This window comes from Burkholderia sp. PR2, from assembly GCF_052372875.1.
In the GTDB taxonomy this organism is placed as follows: domain Bacteria; phylum Pseudomonadota; class Gammaproteobacteria; order Burkholderiales; family Burkholderiaceae; genus Burkholderia; species Burkholderia diffusa.
Genome location: NZ_JBQRWH010000003.1, coordinates 33306 through 54043, shown reverse-complemented (window position 1 = coordinate 54043; position 20738 = coordinate 33306). Strand labels below are relative to the sequence as shown.

Here is a 20738-nt window from a genome sequence, read left to right as displayed (position 1 = left end):
GCGGACGCAAACGTCATGTAACTCTGCGGCGTGAGTAGTCAGAGGTGGCCGCGCAAAATCGGACAGCGGGATAAGTGGAACGGCCGGGGCCTGAGCCAGCGATAATGCAGGCAAAGGAACCGAGGAAATGACGAAACGAACCCGACGCACGCACTCAGCGGCGTTCAAAGCGAAAGTGGCCCCGGCGGCTGTCAAGGGCGAGCGCACGCTGGCCGAACTGGCGCAGCAGTTCGATGTGCATCCGAACCAGATCACAGAATGGAAACGGCAGTTGCAGGAGCGCGCGGCCGACGTGTTCGGTGCGGCTGGCCCGGTGTCTAGCGAGCCACCGGTAGACGTGAAGACCCTGCACGCCAAGATCGGCCAACTCAGCCTGGAAAATGATTTTTTAAGCGGCGCGCTCACCAAGGCGGGATTGCTGAGCGCAAAGCGATGATTGACCGTGGCCATGCGTTGCCGGTTTCGCAGCAAGTCCGGCTGGTTGGTATCGCGAGATCGAGCGCGTATTACCGGGCGCGGCCTGTGGGCGAAGTCGATCAACGGCTGATGCGCCGGATCGACGAACTGCATCTGGAGTTCCCGTTTGCCGGTGCCCGGATGCTGGCGCGCTTGCTGCGCCGGGAAGGCTACGAGGTCGGCCGGCGCCGCGTACGCACGCAAATGAAGCGCATGGGCGTGGAGGCGATGTACTGCAAGCCGAACACGAGTCGGCGCAACGCGCAGCACAAGGTCTGGCCGTATCTCCTGAGCGGCATGAAGATCGAGCGGGCCAACCAGGTCTGGGCACTCGACACGACCTACGTTCCCATGGCGCGAGGCTTCGTGTATCTGACGGCGGTGGTGGACTGGGCCAGTCGCAAGATCCTCGCGCACCGCGTGGCGATCACGCTGGAGGCCGTGCATGCCGTTGAAGCGCTGGAAGAAGCGTTCGCCCGCCATGGGCACCCCGACATCGTGAACACCGATCAGGGCAGCCAGTTCACGGCGGGAACATTCACCGAGGCGGTGCTGGGCCGAGGCATTCGACTGTCGATGGACGGCAAAGGTGCTTGGCGCGACAACGTGTTCGTCGAGCGCGTGTGGCGCAGCATCAAGTACGAAGAAATTTATTTGCGAGCCTACGAGTCGGTCAGCCATGCCCGGCGCTCCATTGGCCAATACATTGAGCTGTACAACCGCAAACGGCCTCATTCGAGCCTGGCGGATCAGACGCCCGATGAGGCATACTTCGCGACGCTGCCTGCGATCAAATCGGCAGCATGATCGCCCCGGACGGTCCACTTAAAACTCTCAGAAAACTGTCCGAACGAGCGAGGCCACCTCTGTCGATTCGGGCGGCGAGTCGTGCCGGCCCGAATGATCGGTGAAGGAGATTTAGCTCGCTTTGCTGCGCAAGAAGCTTGATACGCGCTTGAGCCCTTCCTCAAGTACAGTGCGGTTGTTCGCATATCCGATCCGCACATAACCCTCCATATCGAGTGCGCTACCCGGCGTAAACATCACGCCTGTTGCGTCGAGCAATTCCGTGCAAAATTCACGCGACGGCATGTCGATCGCGAACTTGAGCAAAGCCGTCGTTCCGGACTTCGGCTTAATCCACGACACGAGCGGCTCACCATCGACCCAAGCTTCCACAATTGCGAGGTTCGTACGCACGATGTCGTGATTGCGCTTCAGGATGGCGTCGCGATGCTCGAGCGCGAGCGTCGCGAAGTAGTCGTCGATCATACCGACGCTGATGGTGTTGTAGTCGCGATGGACGGCAACGGCGTGAATCAGCTCGACCGGGCCGGCGATCCAGCCAAGACGCAACCCGGCGAGGGAGTAGGTCTTCGACATACTTGCGGTGCTGATACCTCGCTCGTAGAGGTCTGCGATCGACGCGCTGTAGCCACTGCCGGCCTGGTCGGTACCGCGATAGACTTCGTCGCAAAGGATGTATGCACCGCAGCGCCGAGCAATCTCGACGATCTTGAGGAGGAACGCTTCGTCCATCAGCGATCCGGTCGGATTGTTCGGGTTGTTGATCGCAATGAGGCGCGTTTTGTCATCGACGAGCGACTCGAGTTCCTTGAGATCCGGCAGAAACGCGTTCTCCTCGCGAAGCTTCAGAATTTTTACGTTCGCGCCGTAGCTTTCCGGAATCGAATAGTGCTGCTGGTAGGTTGGCAGCACTGAAATCACGGTGTCGCCTGGCTCAACCAGCGTTTCATAGATGAGGGCGTTTCCGCCGATCGCGCCATGCGTCACGATAACGTTCGATACCGATTGCCGCGCGTAAGTAGCGGCAATGGCTTCACGCAGGCGTTGCGTGCCCTCGATCGCGCCGTAGGTAAGCTTCATCGGTCGCAGTTCGTCGAGCACCGATGCCTGACGTCCCGTCATGGTGAGAAGTTGATCGACCGTCAGAGATTCGACGCAGGTCTCTGCAAGGTTATAGGTGCAATGGTTCTCGTAGAGATCCATCCAGCGCTCGACGCCAAATTCCTTGATCTTCATGACCGCTCCTTAGGTGATATGGATTGAGCGGCCAAACTGTGGCCGCATGCAGAGTAAATGGTGTTTTCGTAGCCGTCGTCGGGACGGTTACTTGGCGATGATGTCGCGTTTGAAATACTGAACCGAGAGTTTGCTCAGTGTCCCATCTGCTTTTAGTTGGGCCAGAGCGTTCGAGACGCGACTGCGCAGCGCCGAATCTTGCTTTCTGAACGCCCAGCCAACGCCCTTCCCAAGCGTCACGGAGTCTTCCAGCGGTGCGCCGACGATTGCATAGTCACGCCCCTCCGGTTTATCCAGAAAGCCCTCACGTGCAGTCTGATACTCCTGAACGGCACCGTCGAGTCGGCCCGCGGCCAAATCGGCGTAGACCTGATTCTGGTCTGAATATTCTGCGACCTCGACGCCGTGAGGCTTCCAGTTGCGCTGGACAAAGTCGTCTTGAACCGCCCCTTGGAGTACGCCGATGTGCTTACCCTTCAGCGAATCAGGGTTAGGAAGAAGTCCGGAGTTCTTGCGCGCGATCATGACCATCGGGACAACATAGATCGGGGGAGTGAAATCGACTATCTGTTCCCGCTTGCTCGTGATGTTCATGGCCGAGTTGACGAGATCGAACTTGCGTGCCTGCAGAGCGGGCAGCAGACCGTCGAAGACATTCTCGACCCAGATGCACTTGACTTGCAGCTTTGCACAGACCGCGTTGCCTACGTCGATATCGAACCCCTGGAGTTGCCCGGCTGCCGTTTTGCTTTCGAACGGGGGGTAAGCGGCTTCGATACCAATTTTCAACGCTACATTGCTGCCTGCGAACGCGAACCCTGCTGCCCCTACGGACATGGCGACGGCACAAACCAGATGCTTCAATTTCATATCAACTCCGATGATGACGATCGAGTACGGGGCCGTAACCTGATATGGGTCCGCGAGCCTCGGCGAGCTACCTTGCGCTACAAGATGAGGTAGACGAATTGTCCATGAGCGACAATTTCGCCAAGTATCCGCTTCCAAAAACAGAATGTCCATAGTAGACTGAAAATCTATTTTATTGACGGAGCGGGTGCAGCCCGGAATCGCTAGATGAGTGCTCAACTGAACAATTTGCCGTGTGTGCTGGACGAGGCACAGGTTCGTGCTGCATTGCCGGAATTGGATACTCGTGGCGCGCTTGCGCGGATGTTTCAGTCTCTGGCGAACGGCCGCGCGGTACAGCCGCCGCAGACGCTAACCCTTTTCCCGGATAACGCGGGCGATTTCATTACCTACCTTGGTACCTTGGCTGACGAGCAGGTGTTCGGCGCGAAGCTCTCTCCCTATGTGCCAACAAGCGCTGGCCCAATCGTCACCGCATGGACCGCACTCATGTCGATGGAGACTGGGCGTCCGCTCATGTGGTGTGACTCGGGCTTGCTGACTGCCGAGCGTACTGCGGGCGCTACGGCATTGGCGGTCGAACACCTCGCGCGGCGCGATGCAGTCTGTCTTGCGTTGATCGGAACCGGGGCACTGGGACTGGCGCACCTGCGTCATCTCAAGGGCGTCCGTGCATGGCAAACCATTCGGGTGTATTCGCCGGAACTCGCCACGGACGAAGCCAAGCGCGATAGGGTGAAATCGATCGATCCGCGAGTTCTCGTTATCGACAGTATTGAAGCATGCGTGCGCGATGCGGATGTCGTTTCGCTTTGCACTTCGTCCGGCAAACCGGTATTGACTGATGGCATGCTGACGCACCCGGCTCTAGTGACTTCGATCAGCACGAACGTCGCGAACGCACACGAAATTCCGCCAGCGTGGTTGCCGGAAATGGATGTCTACTGCGACTATCGTGCGACGACGCCGATGAGTGCAGGAGAGATGAAAATTGCAGCGGCCGAGTTTGGCTGGAGTAAGGATGAGATTGTCGGCGATTTGCCTGAGCTCGTAGCAGGCCGTGCACAACTGCCATCGTACGAACGTCATGCGTTCTTCCGCTCGATCGGTCTCGGACTGGAGGACATTGCTGTCGCTGCTGAATTTTATCGGCTTGTCGCCAGCACAAGCGGACATTGACCAAGGACGAGCGTACCTGGCGGCGGGCATGCGAACCGCTGGGACGAATGTGAGGAGAGACCACGTGAACTATCGACGTATCGAGATTCCTCTGCCGTCGCCGGCGCCGGGCGTTGCGTTGCACCTTACTGCGCATCGGTTCGGCGATCCCGACAGCGGGCGCAGTATCTATCTTCAAGCTGGATTGCACGCAGATGAACACCCGGGCCTGTTGGTCCTGCAGCATCTCATTGAGGCCCTTCATGCCCTCGACAATGCCGGAAGGATCACCGGCTGCGTGACCGTCGTGCCGTACGCAAACCCGATTGGCTTGTCGCAACGATTGTTTGGCCCTGTCGTGGGGCGTTTCGACTTCGAGAACGGGGAGAACTTCAATCGCAACTTTCCGTTGTTGGATCGGGCCGTCGCAACGCGTCTGCGCGATGCGGACGCGCGTAGCCTGACGCGGCGGCAGTGGAAGCAATATTTTTCCAGCGTGATCGAAGTGGGTGGTGAATTGAGCCCCGCTGCAGCGATGAAGCTTGAGTTGGCGAGGCTTTCGATCGATCACGACATCGTGCTCGATTTGCACTGTGACACCGATGCGATCGCGCATGTATACGCGTCCTCGCTGCAGCGCGAGCGAGCCTCGAAGGTGGCTCACTTGATCGGAGCGCCGGTCGTGATGCTGGAGCCATCACAGACAGGTGGTGGTGCATTCGATCAGACGCATTCAAGCGCGTGGGGCGCACTGCAGCAGGCCGGCGTGTTCGATGAGGAGGAATGCGGCTTCTCGGCGACGATCGAGTTGCGTGGTCAGGCGGACGTCAACGATGCGCTTGCGCTGGACGATGCCCGGCGTCTACTGCATTTCGCAGAATCGGAGGGGGTGTTGTCTCTGCCCGAAGCAGACGACGACTCTCGATTGGACGAGCCGCCCAAGGTGTTTCCTCTGCAGGGAGCCGCGCATGTCCGATGCCCCTGCGCGGGCGTGATCGTCTACCGGCGCGCGCCCGGAGAGCACGTCAGTGCGGGCGAGACATTCGCGGAAATCGTGCGTCTCGACGGGGAGCTCAATTCGCGCGCCCCGGTCGTCAGTCCGATCGACGGCGTAATGGTTGTGCGTCAGTTGCAAAAGCTCGTCAGGCCGGGACAACGGGCGGCGCTGATCGTCGGAGATGCAGTGCTAACTGGACGCGAGCCCGGCAATCTGCTGCTCGACTTCTAATCGCCATATTGCATGCCGGACCCGCAGGGAATGGGAGTCAACTGATGGAGAAAGTGGAAATCCCGCTGCCCGGTACCGCTCCGGGCATGCGCCTGATGCTGCGTGAATATGCGTTCGGCCCAAAAGACGCGGATCGATCACTTTACGTGCAGGCCGCATTGCACGCCGGCGAGGTGCCGGGGCTTCTCGTAGTCCAGCATCTGCTGGTACGGCTCGCTTCGCTGGAGCGCATTGGGGCCTTGCGCGGGCGCATCGCCGTCATGACCTGGGCGAATCCTGTCGGTATGCAGCAGGTCGTCGGTGGATCGCTTACCGGGCGCTTCGATTGCGCAGGAAGCGGCAATTTCGATCGTCGATTCCCGGATATCCACTCCGAGGTCGTCCGGCGGATTACGTCTGGCGACCGTCCTCTGACTCGCCGCAGCGCGCAGGCTTGGCTGACGGCGATAGCGGCGCCGCCGACACAAGGTACGGACCCGGTCGAATACCTGAAAGCGATGTTGCTATCCCGCGCATTTGCCTACGATATGGCGCTCGATCTGCATTGCGACAAGACGGCCGTCATGCACGTGTACAGCAATTGGGCGCACGAAGAGCGCGCTGTCGCACTCGCGCGGTGCCTTACTGCTCCCGTACTGCTTCTTGAGGAGCACGCTGGTGGCGGAACGTTCGACCAGGCATTTCACGATGCATGGAGTGCATTGCGCCAATCCGGTTTGCCATGCGATTCCCGTCAAGGGTTCGCCGCGGTTGTCGAGTTGCGTGGACAGCGTGATGTGTCTGATGAACTAGCGACCCATGACGTCGATGCATTGCTTGACTTTCTGCGAGTCGAGGGCTTTGTCACGGATCGACTGGCAGGGGCACCGCGAAAGACGCCGGCAATTGCCGCACTCGAAGCCGTCGAACACTTGAAGGCAACGCAAACCGGAATGGTCACGTGGCATGTGCCGGTCGGGATGCGCGTCGAGCGAAATGAGGTGATCGCGGAGATCGCAGGCGAGGCGCGCGATCGGACCGCGTGCCGTACGATAGTCCGATCGCGCGTGGACGGGATTCTCGTCGCCAGAATGCATGTCCACTACGTTCTAGCCGGACAGCGGATCGCAATGATCGCGGGGAGCGAAAGAATTCCCGAGCGTATCAAAGGGGCGCTTCTTCCAGACTGACCAGATGTAATAGCCGCGATTCGATCTGGCAGATAGTAGGACCAATGGAGAATAAGCCGTTGACGATGGGATAAATTTCTCTTCGGCGAGTTCCAACCGCACCATCGACCGGATCATGGCATGAGCGGCACCAATCTCGTCGCGCGGTACTGTCTGGACGTCTCAATCTGCCAAAGCGCTGATCGGCCAGCACTGCTGGGACTGCTAGGACCGAGGTTGCAGCAATGACCAAAATTCATGAACCGGCGTACCCGGTACTCCCGGCGGAGCGGGACGAGGCAGAATTGCGAGCGGTCTACACGCCCAGTGCGGCCGAGATCCGGTTTATCTTTGGCCAGTTCCGTCAGGCGCCTACGCGCGTGCTGATCCTCGCGCAGCTGAAGCTGCTACAGCGTCTCGGGTACATGCCGGTAATCTCGGATGTGCCGCCGACCATCATCGAACACGTGTGCACCGTGCTTGGCGTCCGCCCGCTGCCGCGTACAACCCTTGCGCGCTACGATCGCTCAGGCAGCAAATCCCGGCACCAGAAAATCCTCCGCGAGTTCGTCCGAATTCTCCCGGTCGACAGCAACGTCCACGCATGGCTGGCCGATATCGCCGCACACGCGGCCCGGACCAAGGCGGAATTACCCGACATCTGTAGGCGTTCATTATTAGCGCTAGCCGTGTTCAGAAACGTTGCAAGCGGAAATTCTCAAAGAAGCCTCGGCGAACAGGGACTTTTTGAAGTTTTCTGGCGACTGCTTAGCCGTTGCGTTTCTGCAACGGAAACTTGGCCAATGTTCACTAACGTTGCTAGCACGTTGCACGTGTTCTTTAATACTGCTAGCGCACGTGTCGCGTGGATTGATAGGGATCCATATGGCTTCGATCGAAGAGCGGGCCGCTCGAGCAGCGAAGATTGCGTCCGTGCTTCGACCGCTTGGCAACGGTGTGCTTTCCCGACAGCAGGCTGAACGAGCAGCACAGCTATTAGGCGTTCACTGCACCACCGTATATCGCCTGCGTCGACGTTTCCTCGCAGATCCGGTCGCCAGTACATTAGAGCCAAGGCAGCCGGGTAGGGCGACCGGGGGCAAACTGGACGCCGCCGTCGAATGCGTCATCGACGAGGCCGTGCACGAATGGCTCCCCGATCAGCGGCACCTTGCGCATCCTGCGACTGATCTTGTACTTGAGGTGAAACGTCGCTGCAGCGTTGCAGGTCTATCGCCTCCGAGCAGGTCAACAATAGCTCGACGGTGGCTCTCCTATCGCGAGCAGGATGCTTTGGCACGAGCGGCCCTCCCGAACGCTGCAGTTGCCCCTGGCACATTCCAGGTCCGACATCCGTTAGATATCGTGCAGGTTGATCACACGCAAGCGGACATACTGCTAGTTAGCGAACTGGACGGACAGATTATCGGTCGACCGTGGCTGTCTGTGGCTCTCGACGTTGCTACGAGATGTGTGCTTGGCTTTTATGTCGCAATGGAGAGGCCGGGGGCTGCGACGGTAAGCTTGCTCCTCTCGCGCGTAGTTCTACGGAAAGAGCCGTGGCTCGAAAGACTAGGCGTTGAGGCTGACTGGCCGATGCGCGGTATCCCTCGAACGCTGCATCTTGATAACGCGGCCGAATTCAAAAGCCGTGCCCTTCGCAGTGGATGCCGCGAGTACGGCATTGAACTGATGTACCGACCGGTGGGCAAGCCGCACTTTGGTGGCCACATCGAGCGGCTGAACAGGACCTTGATGGAGCGCGTGCGTGGCCTCCCTGGTTCGACTGGATCGTCAGTCAAAGGGCGCAAGGCGCGCCAGGCCGAAAAGACAGCTTCACTTACGTTGAAGCAGTTCGAGCAGTGGCTGGCTGTCGAGATCGGCAGGCGTTATCACTGCAGCCCCCACCGCGGTTTGTTGGGACTTCAGCCCGCGCAAAAGTGGCAGGAAACATGGCGAGCAGAGGATTCACGATGCTTGCCAACTCAACCGGATGCCGAACTGAAGTTTTTGATCCGGTTCCTGCCAGTCGCATCCAGGACCATTCAGCGGGACGGCCTGAAGCTCTTCCTGATCCGCTATTGGCATCCCTTGTTCGCGGCATGGCGGGAAACACGCCGGTCCGTGACGATCCGCTATCACCCAGAAGATCTCTCGCGCATCTTCGTAAGCGCTGGCAGAGGCAGTTTCGTTGAAGTGCGATACGCGGACTTGCGTCGGCCTCCAATCTCGCTGTTCGAACAGCGGGCAGCTTTGCGAGCTATCCGGGCTAGTGTCCTGTTCCGTTGTTAACTGGTCTATGTTCACGTAGCATGTTGACGTCAACGGAACGGGAGACGTCAGCATGGTGATGGGACGACCGAAGGCGGAACTGGTGCTGAGCGAAGACGAGCGTTCGCAACTGATGTCGATAGCGCGCTCTCGCTCGATTTCGGCTGCGCTGGTCTCGCGGGCGCGCATCGTGCTGGCGGCGGCTGACGGCGAGCCCAATAGCGCGATCGCGCAACGCCTGCAACTCACGCGTGCCACGGTGGGCAAGTGGCGTCTGCGGTTTCTGGATCAGCGAATCAACGGACTCTATGACGAAGTACGTCCCGGCAAGCCACGCACCATCGACGACGAACGGCTGGCCCAACTGATTCACAAGACCCTGCACACGAAGCCGGCAGATGGATCCACTCACTGGAGCGTGCGCACGATTGCCGCCGAAACCGCCATCTCGCCGACGAGCGTGCACCGTTACTTCAAACTGCTGGGTCTGCAGCCGCACCGAAGTGAAAGCTTCAAGCTCTCGACCGATCAGTTCTTCATCGAGAAACTGCGCGATGTGGTCGGCTTGTACCTCAGTCCGCCGGAGAACGCTCTGGTGCTGTGCGTGGACGAGAAGAGCCAATGTCAGGCGCTCGAGCGCACGCAACCCATGCTGCCGATGGGTTTCGGCTACGTTGAAGGCGTCACTCACGATTACGTCCGTCATGGCACCACGACGCTGTTTGCCGCCCTGAATGTGCTCAATGGCGCCGTGCTCGCTACCTGCAAGCCGCGTCATCGACATCAGGAATTCCTGTCGTTTCTGCGCGAAATCGACAAGGCCGTGCCAGCCGAACTCGACGTGCACTGCATCGTCGACAACTACGGCAGTCACAAGCATCCGAAGGTCAAGGCGTGGCTGGCGGCACGCCCCCGCTGGCATATGCATTTCATTCCCACCTACAGTTCGTGGCTCAACCAGGTCGAACGCTTCTTTGCGCTGATCACCGACAAAGCGATCCGTAGAGGCTCGTTCGGCTCGGTCAAACAACTGGTCAAGCGAATCGATCAATTCGTCTCCCACTACAACGAAAACTGCAAACCGTTCGTCTGGACCGCCTCAGCCGATTCCATCCTCGAAAAGCTGCATCGACTTTGCTCGCGAATCAGCGGAACAGGACACTAGGGGACAACGGGCAGTATCGGAGAGGGAGATATTCGAGACTGTTGAGCAGCAGCGACAACTGGTCGTCACTTCCCAGCGGGCTACTCGAGCGCGACGCCGCATGGCACGTCAAGCTGGCGGTTTGGTTCCGAAGAGCAGCATCGAAGATCTTTCACTCACTGAACAGCGGCAGGTCGAGCAGGTGAACTACGACGCACCAGTTACCGCGTATGACGTTGAACAGTGGTAGGGGGCCAGCATGAAGCAGTGTGATTTCGCGCATCTGCTACCCGCAGCAAGAGATCAGGTCCTGCTCGGAAAAGAGGATCGCATAAAGGGTCTGCTACGTGACCGGTGGATCGACTATCCCCGAGCGACTGAAGCCTTGCAGCTACTGCAGCGGCTCTATGACACGCCGAGACGTGAGCGCATGCCGTGTCTTCTGTTGCACGGCGACTCGAACATCGGGAAAACCAAGATAACGGCCAAGTTCAGGCGAGCGCACCCCAGCGAGTTCGACGAGAGAACCGGGGTAGAGCGGTGTCCGGTCGTGAGCGTACAGATGCCTCCCACCCCTGATTAGCGCCGCTTTTACGCCGCCTTGCTCTTTGAGCTCGGTGCGCCACATAACCCCGCCGCGGGGCTTGCCACACTCGAGCGGCTCGCTCGCGATATCTTGCGGCGGATGTCGCCGCAGATGCTAATCGTAGACGAGGTTCATCACCTGCTCGCCGGAACGTACCGTGAGCAACGTGCCTCTTTGAACCTTCTAAAATACGTGGCCAACGACCTGCAGATTAGCATGGTCCTTGTCGGTACGCGCGATGCCGTTCTAGGGCTTCAGACCGATTCACAGATGATCAGCCGATACAGACCATTCGAGATCCCAAGGTGGAGGGAAAGTGAAAGTCTTCGCAGGCTCATGGCTGCGTTCGAGAAAGTCTTGCCGCTACGAAAACCATCGAATCTGTCGCGACGTGAGATTGTCCAGCTCGTTCTCGAGATAAGCGGGGGGCTGACTGGCGCCATATCTACGATCCTCAACGAAGCAGCAGAGTTGGCGATCAGGAACGATGACGAGTGCATCGATATCGCTCACCTTGAACGAGTTGCCCGCGCGCATGTCTGACACCCACAGGCCGTGGCCCATCGCACCTCGCCCCTTCCTGGAAGAGGCGTTTGGTAGCTGGTTGGGTCGAATCGCGGCGCGGTATCAGACGAGCGTAGACTTGATCTGGGAATCGGGCACAGGCGTAGCGATGCCTAGCCTGACCAAGGCCGGCTGGATTCTCTTTCCCCCAGTTCCATCCCCAACCCTGAGCCGTCTATCTCGCGTTGCGCGGCTCAACGACGGCATTCTGAGCATGATCCAGACGCCGCATGAGTGGGTCTTCGACCAGAAGTACTTGGTGTATTGCTTCAGATGTCTTGTTCTGAACGACGCCGATGTCACTGCGTCACGGTGGAAGAGGGAGTGGCTCGATCCGTCAGCCGACTACTGCCGGGTGCACCACAGCCTGCTCGAGACTGTTCCGCAATCGATTTTCGCCAGAGCTCCGAATTTCGACGCCGCGCTGCGGGCGATATCACGTTATCGATGCCCATCGCTTAGGCTGAGCAAAACACTACGCTAGCAGTATTAGTGAACATTGCTAGCACTCCTTTGGGCACGGCTAGCATTGATTGTGAACTCCTACAGCGGGTGACCGCCATCGCACATGCGAGTGCGCCGAGCACGCCGCCGAGATTGTAGGCCGTCAGGCCGTAGCCGGCGATCGTCACCGACAATCCCTCGCCGGTGAGCATGGCAGGCTGCCAACCGCTGCCTCGACGTCCGCATCATCGAGGACGATGAACGGCGCCTTGCCGCCGAGTTCGAGCACGGCCGGTTTCAGATGACGCGCACATTGTTCCGCGATCAAGCGCCCCACGCGCGTGGAACCCGTGAAGTTGACCCGTCGGACCTTGGGATGGGCGACCAGTGCGTCGACGATGCGGGCAGCGTCCGCCGGGGCGTTCGTGACGAAATTCACCGTGCCGGGCGGCAATCCGGTCTCCTGCATCGCCTCGACGATGAGGCCATGGGTGCCGCCGCGCGGCACCGTGCCATCCGAACACATGCAGCAGGTGTTCGCCGGACACGGCCTGGGACTCCCGAACATCGTGGTCGAAACCCGATCGATTACCGTGTTGAAGAGTCTCGTCGCCCGGTCCGGCTTTCTGAGCTGGATGCTTGAACCTATGTACGTGACGGAGAGCAAGGCTGGTGTCTTCGATACGCTCGAATTGCCGAAGGTGGTCGGGCGGCGCACGTTGACCGGATTTCGGCGCGGGCGCGGTTTATTGCCGAGCCCCGCCGTCAAACTGCTCGAACAGTTGAGGCAACTGACGGCAGAGCAACGCTGACCGCTCCCCGCAGTGGCTTGCTGCTGTTCTTCCGTGCTCCTGAAACAGGAGCGAATCAAGCAGCGCCCCTAATCGAGCCGGGCGACGCGGCCCCGGACCTGTTCGACTGCATCGAAAGGTTTTATGACCCGGTTCGTCGGCATGGTTCCGCCGGCGATCTTTTATCGCTAAACGGCTCGTGAGTGTCTATGAGACGCTGGCGGGTCCAAGCGCTCGCGTCGATTACTTCGACGTTACGATCGTCCAGAACCGGGTCGAGACCGCAAGACGCGGCTAGAACGTGTGCTTGATACCCATCGACACTGCGAGCTGGCTCGACGAATTCGAATTGCCGAAATACGAGAGTTGCGCGTAGCGCTCGAGCGAGCCGGTCACGGGGTTGATACCGATGCCATCGCCAGCCATTTTTTCGAAATTGCCGATGAGGTAGAGCTGCGTTCGCTTCGAAAGATTGTAGATCGTCGCGAGGCTGACCTTGTGAATCTGAGGCCGATCCCCCGTTTCGGACATTTTTCCAATCGTGTATGCGTAGGCCAGACCGAACTGCAGCGCCTCGGAAAAACTGTACAGACTATTGACTTCGGCTGTATCGAATCGCACGTCACTGACCGGGCCGCCGGCCTGGACCAGATACCGACTGGCCAGCAACTTCGCGCGCGTAAGCGTGGCATTCACGTTGAACCGGCCGAAACTGTAGCTGCCGCCAACCCCGTATGTTCGAAGCTCGCTCGCGTTCTGCAGTTGACAATAGTTCGACGGGCTTTGCCCGCAGCTGAACTCGCCGATATATGCGTTGTTGCCGCCCAAGGCTGCGGTGAACGGATCCCGCAGCGAAAGATAACCGGCCGCAACGGAGAGGGCGCCGGACTGGTAGCCGGCCGCGACAGCCCATGCACGATTAGTTGCGAACGCTCCAGGTTGATTGCCCAGACTGAATGTGCCGCTGAAGGAGAAGCCGCCAAATGTCGGGCTCGTATACACGACGGAATTGTTCACGTTGAAAGCGGCATTCAGATTGTCAACGTCACCGAAGTGCGCGCCCGCAAAACCGGACCAGACATTGCTCGACGCATATGGCGCGAGATATGTCGTGTACGAGTCGAACTGGCGGCCAAACGTGAGCACACCGAGCTTGTCGGACTTCAGGCCGACGGTAGCATTGGCGTCAAACAGCCCGTTCGGCTCAAAGAAAGCGCCGTTGTTCGATTGAAAATAATTCTGCAAATTGAAAGTCGCGGCCATTCCGCCGCCGAGATCCTCTACGCCTTTTATACCGAATGACGACGGCGCGCTGTTACCGGCGGTCATTTGCCAAGCGCGTCTTCCCGAAACACCGGCGCCGTCCGCGACCTGCTGGTTGGACAGGAACGTGATGCCGGTGTCGACCACACCGTAAAGTGTGACGCTGCTTTGAGCGGCGGCCATCATCGGCCCACATGCGACGATAGCAGCAACGGATGCACGGATTGCGCGGGTCCGAAACTTTGCAGATGTGGCCTTGAAAGAGGATGAACTCGCGCGGCGATTCATTACCGCGTACCGGTTGATTTCTGGATTGCGCATTCGAACGACTCCTGGAATCGACGTGTTTCGGCCGAACGCCGTCCTGCGGCGATCGCCGCCTGCGTTGGACCGATTGATGGGTTTCAGTCGGCTCTTCTACGAGCCGTGTTCTGGAGCGCCGGGGAAACTCACAGCTCGGAGAGGAAGCGTCCCAGACTGCTGTAGCGATCCGGACGAGCCTTGCGCAACCAAAGTGCGTACATCACGCCGCCGAGCGCAAGCGCGGCGATGCCGTAAGGGAAGCAATAGATCCACCGCGACGTCGATCCGGTCATCAGATCGAGGTGGCTGACTTCCATGAATACGAACCACGCAAGTGCGATCGCGCTTGCCGCCGGTGCTATTTGCCTCACCCACGCGTTCTCGCCACGGGTGCCCCGCATGAAAAAGGCGATCACCGAAAGCGAAGTCAAGCATTGGACCGACAGGAGACCGATGGTCGAGAGTGCGGCCGTATAGGGCAGGACGACATTCATCGGATCGGACTTCGACCATGCGAACAGGAGCAGAGCCGCGGCCACGGCGGCAGCTTGCACCGCACATGCAACTACGGGCGCTTGCTGTCCTCGTGATACCGTTGAAAGCACCCTTGGCAGCACCTCTTCTCGCCCGAGCGAGAAAATGTACCGGGACGTGGTGTTGTGGAAGCTGAGAAGTGCGGCGAACAGGCTGGTAAGCATCAGCACTTGCATCGCCTCGGAAATGAATTTGCCGGCGATACGCTCTGCCATTCCGTACCACAAGCTGGCGGGATCTTTCCCAGCCACGGAGACGACCTCGCTGGGACCCCAGACGACGATCAGCGCCCAAACGGAGAAGGTATACAGCACCATGATCGTCGTGATGGAGATATAGGTCGCCAATGGAATATTACGATGTGGCTCCTTTGCTTCTTCCGCATAAATCGCAGTGGTTTCAAAGCCCATGTACGAACCGACTACAAACACGATTGCCGTTCCAAAACCAGCAGTGAAGGTATGCTGCGGGGTGAAAGATGCGAGCGTATAGCCAGCGGGACCGCCGTGCAAAACTGCCGCGACGTCGAATACGGCGATAACGAGCATTTCGGCAGCGAGGAGGAAAAACAATAACCGACCGCTGATCTCAATGTTGGTGATACTCGCTACAAGAATGACGAGCAGCGCACCGAGACAGCATATCCACCATGGCACGTCAACGCCGATCCAGTCGTGTACGCTTGTCGACAGGAAGAATCCAAGCATGCCGTAACAGGCGAGCTGCATTGCGTTGTACGACAAGATGGCGACAAACGCGGCGCTGATGCCCCACGGCCGCCCGAGTCCCTGAGCGATGTACGCATAGAACGCACCCGCGTTCGTGGTGTATTTGCTCATTGCGGTGAAGCCAACGCTGAAGAGCACATAGACCAGGCCGACGATGACAAATACCGAAGGCAGCCCGATACCGTTGCCCATGGTGAGGGAAACGGGAACCGCGCCTACCAGAGCGGTCAAGGGGCCGTTGGTTGCGATTACGGCCGAGACTATTGCGAAGAGCCCTAAAGCGCCCTTCCGCAGTTGCGGTTGATTTGCTTCTCTTGCGGCATCCATGGTGGGGTTCCTTCCAAAATTAGGACGAAAGGCTGGTGTTATTGGCGCGTACATTGGTCAACGCAAGTACTTTTGATCTGTCGCGTCGACCTCTCACAGGAGACGGATTCCCGTGCGGTACCGGCATCTGTCGAACTGATTTTCAGCGGCCGAAATCAATCGTCAATCATCCCAAAGTTGCAAAGCCAGTGTTTCCCCTAGTGCGAGATACGCCCGGGTCTCCCAGGTCGAAGGCGTGAATGACGAAAAAGGGGTCGTCCAAGCGTAGATTTCAGGTTGGAAGCGGAGGCACTGATTCGCGCCATCGTGCGCAACGATCCCGCCAAAACTCGGGAGAAGCGTTGGCTGAGCATTCTCCGACACTTAATCTTCGTTCCAGCAAATAGATCGAGGATTGAGATGAAAACCAAAGCCGCAATCGCCTGGAAGGCGGGGCAGCCGCTGACGATCGAGGAAGTCGATCTCGAAGGGCCGCGCGCTGGCGAAGTGCTGATCGAAGTGAAGGCGACGGGCATCTGCCACACCGACTACTACACGCTGTCGGGCGCCGATCCGGAAGGGATCTTCCCGGCGATCCTCGGCCATGAGGGCGCGGGCGTCGTGGTCGACGTCGGCCCCGGCGTCGGCACCCTGCGCAAGGGCGACCACGTGATTCCGCTCTACACGCCCGAATGCCGCGAGTGCAAGTTCTGCCTGTCGCGCAAGACCAACCTGTGCCAGAAGATCCGCGCGACACAGGGCAAGGGGCTGATGCCCGACGCGACGTCGCGCTTCTCGCTCGACGGCAAGCCGCTGTTCCACTACATGGGCACGTCGACGTTCTCGAACTACATCGTCGTGCCGGAGATCGCGGTCGCGAAGGTGCGCGAGGACGCGCCGTTCGACAAGATCTGCTACATCGGCTGCGGCGTGACGACGGGCGTCGGCGCGGTCGTGTACTCGGCGAAGGTCGAGGCCGGCGCGAACGTCGTCGTGTTCGGGCTCGGCGGCATCGGCCTGAACGTGATCCAGGGCGCGAAGATGGTCGGCGCGGACAAGATCATCGGCGTCGACATCAACCCGAAGCGCGTCGAGCTCGCGAAGAAGTTCGGGATGACGCACTTCATCAACCCGAACGAAGTCGAGAACGTGGTCGACCACATCGTGCAACTGACCGACGGCGGCGCGGACTACTCGTTCGAGTGCGTGGGCAACGTGAAGCTGATGCGCCAGGCGCTCGAGTGCACGCACAAGGGCTGGGGCCAGTCGTTCATCATCGGCGTGGCGGCAGCCGGTGAGGAAATCAGCACGCGCCCGTTCCAGCTGGTCACGGGCCGCGAGTGGAAGGGTTCGGCGTTCGGCGGCGCGCGCGGCCGCACCGACGTGCCGAAGATCGTCGACTGGTACATGGAAGGCAAGATCAACATCGACGACCTGATCACGCACACGCTGCCGCTCGAGCGGATCAACGAAGGCTTCGACCTGATGAAGGCCGGCGAGTCGATCCGCTCGGTCGTGCTGTACTGACCGGGAGCGCACCGCGATGCTCGAACTCGTTTCCTCGCATGCGTGCCACGGCGGCGAGCAGCGTTTCTACCGTCACGATTCGGCGGCCATCGGCCTGCCGATGAAGTTCTCGGTGTACCTGCCGCCGCAGGCCGCGCACGGCCGCGTGCCGGCGCTGTTCTATCTCGCGGGGCTCACGTGCACCGACGAGACGTTCGCGATCAAGGCCGGCGCGCAGCTATACGCGGCGCAGCACGGCATCGCGCTCGTGATGCCCGACACGAGCCCGCGCGGCGCGGGCGTGCCGGGAGAGACCGACGCGTGGGACTTCGGCGTCGGCGCGGGTTTCTACGTCGATGCGACCGAGGCGCCGTGGTCCGCGCATTACCGGATGGAGTCGTACGTGACGGGCGAGCTGCGCGTGCTCGTCGCGGCCGAACTGCCGATCGACGGTGCGCGGCTCGGCATCTTCGGGCACTCGATGGGCGGCCACGGCGCGCTGACGCTCGCGTTGCGCCATCCGGGCCTGTACCGGTCGGTGTCGGCGTTCGCGCCGATCGCCGCGCCGACGCGCTGCCCGTGGGGCGAGAAGGCGTTCTCGGGTTACCTCGGCGCCGATCGCGATGCGTGGAAGGCGCACGACGCAAGCGAACTCGTCGCGCGTGCCGATGCGCCGAAGTTCGCGGACGGCATCCTCGTCGATCAGGGCCTCGCCGATCAGTTCCTCGCGAACCAGCTCAACCCCGACGTGTTCGAAGGCGCCTGCGCGAAGGCCGGCCAGCCGCTGACGCTGCGCCGTCATCCGGGCTTCGACCACGGCTATTTCTTCATTTCAACTTTCATCGCGGACCACATCGGGCATCACGCGACTGCCCTCGGTGCGTACCGAGGGTGAATACACAATCATCCGAAGATTCATTCTGGCGCGCAGCGCCGTACCATCACGTCACTCAAAGAGGAGAATCATGGCAGTCTTTACGCACATCACTGTCGGCACGAACCATCTCGAGAATGCGCGCTCGTTCTACGATCGCGTGCTTGGAGAAATCGGCTTGAAGCGTGTCGCCGACCTCAACGACAACGGCTCCATCTGGGGTCAGGAGTCTCCGTCCTTCTTCGTTCTGAAGCCGGCGAATGGCCAAGCAGCCACCGTTGGGAATGGCGTGACCGTCTCGTTTGAAGCACCGGATCGCAAGTCGATCGACGCGTTTTACAAAAGCGCGCTTGCCGCAGGTGGAAAATGCGAAGGTCCTGCCGGACCGCGTGGCTGGGCGCCAAACGCATATGCTGCTTACGTGCGCGATCTGGATGGCAACAAACTTGCCGTCTATTGCTTCAAGGCTGAGTAACCCGACACCATTGCCAGAAAATGAGCTTTCGGCCTTGAGTTTTCCAGCCGCACCAGTACTACGTCTATGAGGCCGATCCGCCTGCGTTCATCTCGCATTCGCAACGAAGGCAGGCGGAATCCTGCCCATCCGGGTAAAGGAACCGCGCCTGTCAGGCTTCTCGGTGATCGGCTGGAGGTACCTGAGCCGAAGCGCAGACGGTTTATTTCGGCTTCGTTTCTTCCCCTGTGCTTCTGTAAGTGCTCGGGCTTATACCGAGCACCTTTTGAAAAGAGCGTCGCATCAATTCGTAGCTCCCGAACCCGACGTGACTCGCGATCGCCTTGGCAGGCAGGGATGTCTCGCGAAGTAGCTGGCTCGCCATATCGATACGTGTCTTCTCCAGGTAACGTCCAGGCGTCATGCCCATTTCCTCATGGAATACCCTTAAGAAGTTACGTTCGCTCATGGAGATGTATCCGGCCATCTCGGCAACGGAAAGCTTCCGTGTGATGTTTTCCAGGAGCCACTCTTGCAGTTGCCGAATTTCAATTCGGTTGGTCTGCTGAACTCGGAGGTGTACGCTCAACTGAGATTGTGTGCCCGAGCGCTTGAGGTAGACCACAAGATCGCGGGCGACCAAATGGGCAAGTTCCGGTCCGTGATCTTGCTCGACCATTGCGAGTGCCAGATCGATCCCGGCAGTGACGCCAGCTGATGTCCACAGCCAATCGTCGTTCAGGAAGATGCATTCTTCATCGATTGAAACCTTAGGATAGCGGTCCTTCAGTTCATCTCGAACGCTCCAGTGCGTCGTGGCGCGATGTCCGTCGAGCAGACCGGCGGCGGCAAGGAAGAAGACGCCGGAACAGAGTCCCGCGGTTCTTTGGAGTCGACTCGCCACCGAGCCGAACCAATCAACGATTTCAGGATTTTGCGCGACGGCATCGTCGATGCTCCGCGTGCCTACGACAAACGCGGTATGCGGCACCGACAATGGAGAAAGCGATTTGGTCGGTGTGAGGGAGGCGACCGAGTCGGATGCGATGGGGGTCACCTTGCTCGCAACAATCCGCACGTCGTAACCTGGCGGGCGGCCTAGCTCCGCAAGATGGATGTTCGCATAAGAGAACACGGACATCGGCCCGACCGCGTCCAGGAGCTTGAAACCTTCATAAATGATCAGGTCGATGGTGATGGTCGGATGGGTGAGCCGCTTTTTCATACGCTGTGTTGACCGCAGTGAGTCTATTCACCTCCGATAATGGAAGTGACGATGGAAAGCAATTCGGCACGCAATGGCGGTGCGCTCGTGGCGTCGACGTACGTTCGTCTACCCGCCTCCCGGATCGCACCGACGAGCAGAATAGCGCACGCATCGGCGCGCGAATGCCCCTTCTTCCCCCGGAATCGCGGCGTGGCTCTCAGATCATCCGTGATCTCGGCGCGAACCCAACCGGATGTCCTGCCGATCGCTGGCGCCAAAATCGGTGCCAGAGCTGGTTCGGCAACACTGTACAGCTTTCCCTTGCGCGGGTCCGCGCAGATGGCGAAGTAAGCATCTGCGAACGCCATGATCTTCTCCGACGGTGAATTTCCGCCATCCCGAAGCCTGGTGCTATCTCGTTGAAACTCGGCACCGATCTGCTCGTAAGCTAGAAGAAGCAGTTGATCGCGGCCACCCGGAAAGTGGTTGTAAAACGTTCCTTTGGACAAGCCCGCCCGTCTGAGAACGTCATCCAGCGCACACAATCCCGCGCCGCTGTCTGCAAGCTCCGTCGTTACTGCATCGACAAGATCGTCCCTGACTCGGAGCTTATTGCGCTCACGCAAGGTCAATGGCGTTTTCGAGGTCACTGCGAGGAGCGTGGATGCGGGTTCGGACATGCGACTGTCTCACACGGCGGTTTTCGGGGTTGAGGGCATTCGTCGGGTGGCAGCGCCGACCGTTCTATTGTGGGACGAGGTCGTTCACTTGGCAAGAAAACGTGGACATCGAGTCCAATTTATGGTTTTGGAGTATTGACGCGGTTTTTTTCGCTTTCTAACATGGATTCGTCACGGTGC

The 20738-nt window shown here is 59.5% G+C and carries 16 protein-coding genes and 4 pseudogenes; 13 read left to right on the top strand and 7 right to left on the bottom strand.

The features are described 5' to 3' along the window. Positions 1–127 precede the first annotated feature (127 nt). Positions 128–1263, top strand: a protein-coding gene (locus tag ACT2FV_RS15855) for an IS3 family transposase (RefSeq protein ID WP_444504312.1) whose coding sequence is annotated in 2 segments (ribosomal slippage) — positions 128–392 and positions 392–1263 — 1137 coding nt in all. Because the reading frame shifts where the segments join, the coding sequence is not laid out codon by codon here. Positions 1264–1374: 111 nt separating this feature from the next. Here the strand turns inward: ACT2FV_RS15855 and ACT2FV_RS15850 are convergent. Together ACT2FV_RS15850 and ACT2FV_RS15845 are read right to left on the bottom strand one after the other, a co-directional pair. After that, entirely contained in the window at positions 1375–2499 is a 1125-nt protein-coding gene (locus ACT2FV_RS15850) for an aminotransferase (protein ID WP_444504311.1), read from the bottom strand. An 87-nt stretch (positions 2500–2586) separates the two neighbouring features. After that, positions 2587–3369, bottom strand: a complete 783-nt coding sequence (locus ACT2FV_RS15845; protein WP_444504310.1) for a transporter substrate-binding domain-containing protein — start codon at positions 3367–3369, stop codon at positions 2587–2589. A gap of 207 nt (positions 3370–3576) precedes the next feature. Here ACT2FV_RS15845 and ACT2FV_RS15840 point away from each other — a divergent pair, with 207 nt between their 5' ends. From ACT2FV_RS15840 to ACT2FV_RS15805, 8 genes and pseudogenes are all read left to right on the top strand, one after another. Continuing rightward, complete coding sequence (locus ACT2FV_RS15840; protein ID WP_444504309.1) at positions 3577–4548, top strand: ornithine cyclodeaminase family protein; 972 nt, start codon at positions 3577–3579, stop codon at positions 4546–4548. Positions 4549–4612: 64 nt separating this feature from the next. After that, complete coding sequence (locus tag ACT2FV_RS15835; RefSeq protein ID WP_444504308.1) at positions 4613–5755, top strand: succinylglutamate desuccinylase/aspartoacylase family protein; 1143 nt, start codon at positions 4613–4615, stop codon at positions 5753–5755. A gap of 44 nt (positions 5756–5799) precedes the next feature. Continuing rightward, a complete protein-coding gene (locus ACT2FV_RS15830) occupies positions 5800–6924 on the top strand; it encodes a succinylglutamate desuccinylase/aspartoacylase family protein (protein ID WP_444504307.1) in 1125 nt (374 codons plus the stop codon). A 224-nt stretch (positions 6925–7148) separates the two neighbouring features. Further along, positions 7149–7565 (top strand): annotated as a pseudogene (locus ACT2FV_RS15825) (DUF4158 domain-containing protein); the annotation flags it as partial. A 934-nt stretch (positions 7566–8499) separates the two neighbouring features. Further along, positions 8500–9195 carry a Mu transposase C-terminal domain-containing protein gene (locus ACT2FV_RS15820; protein ID WP_444504306.1) on the top strand — a complete coding sequence of 232 codons (696 nt, stop codon included), beginning with the start codon at positions 8500–8502 and terminating at the stop codon, positions 9193–9195. A gap of 52 nt (positions 9196–9247) precedes the next feature. After that, entirely contained in the window at positions 9248–10339 is a 1092-nt protein-coding gene (locus ACT2FV_RS15815; protein ID WP_108064618.1) for an IS630 family transposase, read from the top strand. A 238-nt stretch (positions 10340–10577) separates the two neighbouring features. Beyond that, a pseudogene (locus ACT2FV_RS15810) lies at positions 10578–11447 on the top strand (TniB family NTP-binding protein). Continuing rightward, complete coding sequence (locus ACT2FV_RS15805; RefSeq protein ID WP_301756636.1) at positions 11440–11952, top strand: TniQ family protein; 513 nt, start codon at positions 11440–11442, stop codon at positions 11950–11952. Before ACT2FV_RS15810 ends, ACT2FV_RS15805 begins: the two are co-directional and overlap by 8 nt. A gap of 177 nt (positions 11953–12129) precedes the next feature. Here the strand turns inward: ACT2FV_RS15805 and ACT2FV_RS15800 are convergent. After that, a pseudogene (locus ACT2FV_RS15800) lies at positions 12130–12405 on the bottom strand (aldehyde dehydrogenase family protein); the annotation flags it as partial. Between ACT2FV_RS15800 and ACT2FV_RS15795 the strand changes: the two are divergent. Further along, positions 12404–12724, top strand: a pseudogene (locus ACT2FV_RS15795) (LysR family transcriptional regulator); the annotation flags it as partial. The pseudogenes ACT2FV_RS15800 and ACT2FV_RS15795 sit on opposite strands and share 2 nt — an antisense overlap. Positions 12725–12997: 273 nt before the next feature. On the opposite strand, the gene ACT2FV_RS15790 reads toward ACT2FV_RS15795, so the two are convergent. Both ACT2FV_RS15790 and ACT2FV_RS15785 read right to left on the bottom strand, forming a co-directional pair. Next, positions 12998–14287, bottom strand: coding sequence for a porin (locus ACT2FV_RS15790; RefSeq protein WP_226118109.1), 1290 nt, complete (start codon positions 14285–14287; stop codon positions 12998–13000). Between the two features lie 128 nt (positions 14288–14415). Beyond that, on the bottom strand, positions 14416–15858 hold the full coding sequence (locus ACT2FV_RS15785) for an APC family permease (RefSeq protein ID WP_444504305.1): 1443 nt from the start codon (positions 15856–15858) through the stop codon (positions 14416–14418). 399 nt (positions 15859–16257) lie between these two features. Here ACT2FV_RS15785 and ACT2FV_RS15780 point away from each other — a divergent pair, with 399 nt between their 5' ends. From ACT2FV_RS15780 to ACT2FV_RS15770, 3 genes are all read left to right on the top strand, one after another. Beyond that, positions 16258–17364, top strand: a complete 1107-nt coding sequence (locus ACT2FV_RS15780) for an S-(hydroxymethyl)glutathione dehydrogenase/class III alcohol dehydrogenase (protein ID WP_062885791.1) — start codon at positions 16258–16260, stop codon at positions 17362–17364. Between the two features lie 16 nt (positions 17365–17380). Continuing rightward, complete coding sequence (fghA, locus tag ACT2FV_RS15775) at positions 17381–18238, top strand: S-formylglutathione hydrolase (RefSeq protein ID WP_151049852.1); 858 nt, start codon at positions 17381–17383, stop codon at positions 18236–18238. A 70-nt stretch (positions 18239–18308) separates the two neighbouring features. After that, positions 18309–18692 carry a VOC family protein gene (locus ACT2FV_RS15770; RefSeq protein WP_151049850.1) on the top strand — a complete coding sequence of 128 codons (384 nt, stop codon included), beginning with the start codon at positions 18309–18311 and terminating at the stop codon, positions 18690–18692. Between the two features lie 202 nt (positions 18693–18894). Here ACT2FV_RS15770 and ACT2FV_RS15765 read toward each other — a convergent pair whose 3' ends face one another. Both ACT2FV_RS15765 and ACT2FV_RS15760 read right to left on the bottom strand, forming a co-directional pair. Then, entirely contained in the window at positions 18895–19896 is a 1002-nt protein-coding gene (locus ACT2FV_RS15765) for a GlxA family transcriptional regulator (RefSeq protein ID WP_151049848.1), read from the bottom strand. A 23-nt stretch (positions 19897–19919) separates the two neighbouring features. Beyond that, positions 19920–20558: a TetR/AcrR family transcriptional regulator gene (locus ACT2FV_RS15760; protein ID WP_226118113.1), complete on the bottom strand. Its 639-nt coding sequence runs from the start codon at positions 20556–20558 to the stop codon at positions 19920–19922. Positions 20559–20738: the final 180 nt, after the last annotated feature.

Bases quoted from the DNA above. Each gene is read 5' to 3' on its own strand.
- fghA (WP_151049852.1), top strand. From the start codon at position 17,381: ATGCTCGAACTCGTTTCCTCGCATGCGTGCCACGGCGGCGAGCAGCGT.
- ACT2FV_RS15850 (WP_444504311.1), bottom strand. From the start codon at position 2,499: ATGAAGATCAAGGAATTTGGCGTCGAGCGCTGGATGGATCTCTACGAG.
- ACT2FV_RS15805 (WP_301756636.1), top strand. From the start codon at position 11,440: ATGTCTGACACCCACAGGCCGTGGCCCATCGCACCTCGCCCCTTCCTG.
- ACT2FV_RS15770 (WP_151049850.1), top strand. From the start codon at position 18,309: ATGGCAGTCTTTACGCACATCACTGTCGGCACGAACCATCTCGAGAAT.
- ACT2FV_RS15820 (WP_444504306.1), top strand. From the start codon at position 8,500: ATGCGCGGTATCCCTCGAACGCTGCATCTTGATAACGCGGCCGAATTC.
- ACT2FV_RS15815 (WP_108064618.1), top strand. From the start codon at position 9,248: ATGGTGATGGGACGACCGAAGGCGGAACTGGTGCTGAGCGAAGACGAG.
- ACT2FV_RS15785 (WP_444504305.1), bottom strand. From the start codon at position 15,858: ATGGATGCCGCAAGAGAAGCAAATCAACCGCAACTGCGGAAGGGCGCT.
- ACT2FV_RS15760 (WP_226118113.1), bottom strand. From the start codon at position 20,558: ATGTCCGAACCCGCATCCACGCTCCTCGCAGTGACCTCGAAAACGCCA.
- ACT2FV_RS15765 (WP_151049848.1), bottom strand. From the start codon at position 19,896: ATGAAAAAGCGGCTCACCCATCCGACCATCACCATCGACCTGATCATT.
- ACT2FV_RS15840 (WP_444504309.1), top strand. From the start codon at position 3,577: ATGAGTGCTCAACTGAACAATTTGCCGTGTGTGCTGGACGAGGCACAG.
- ACT2FV_RS15845 (WP_444504310.1), bottom strand. From the start codon at position 3,369: ATGAAATTGAAGCATCTGGTTTGTGCCGTCGCCATGTCCGTAGGGGCA.
- ACT2FV_RS15830 (WP_444504307.1), top strand. From the start codon at position 5,800: ATGGAGAAAGTGGAAATCCCGCTGCCCGGTACCGCTCCGGGCATGCGC.
- ACT2FV_RS15790 (WP_226118109.1), bottom strand. From the start codon at position 14,287: ATGCGCAATCCAGAAATCAACCGGTACGCGGTAATGAATCGCCGCGCG.
- ACT2FV_RS15780 (WP_062885791.1), top strand. From the start codon at position 16,258: ATGAAAACCAAAGCCGCAATCGCCTGGAAGGCGGGGCAGCCGCTGACG.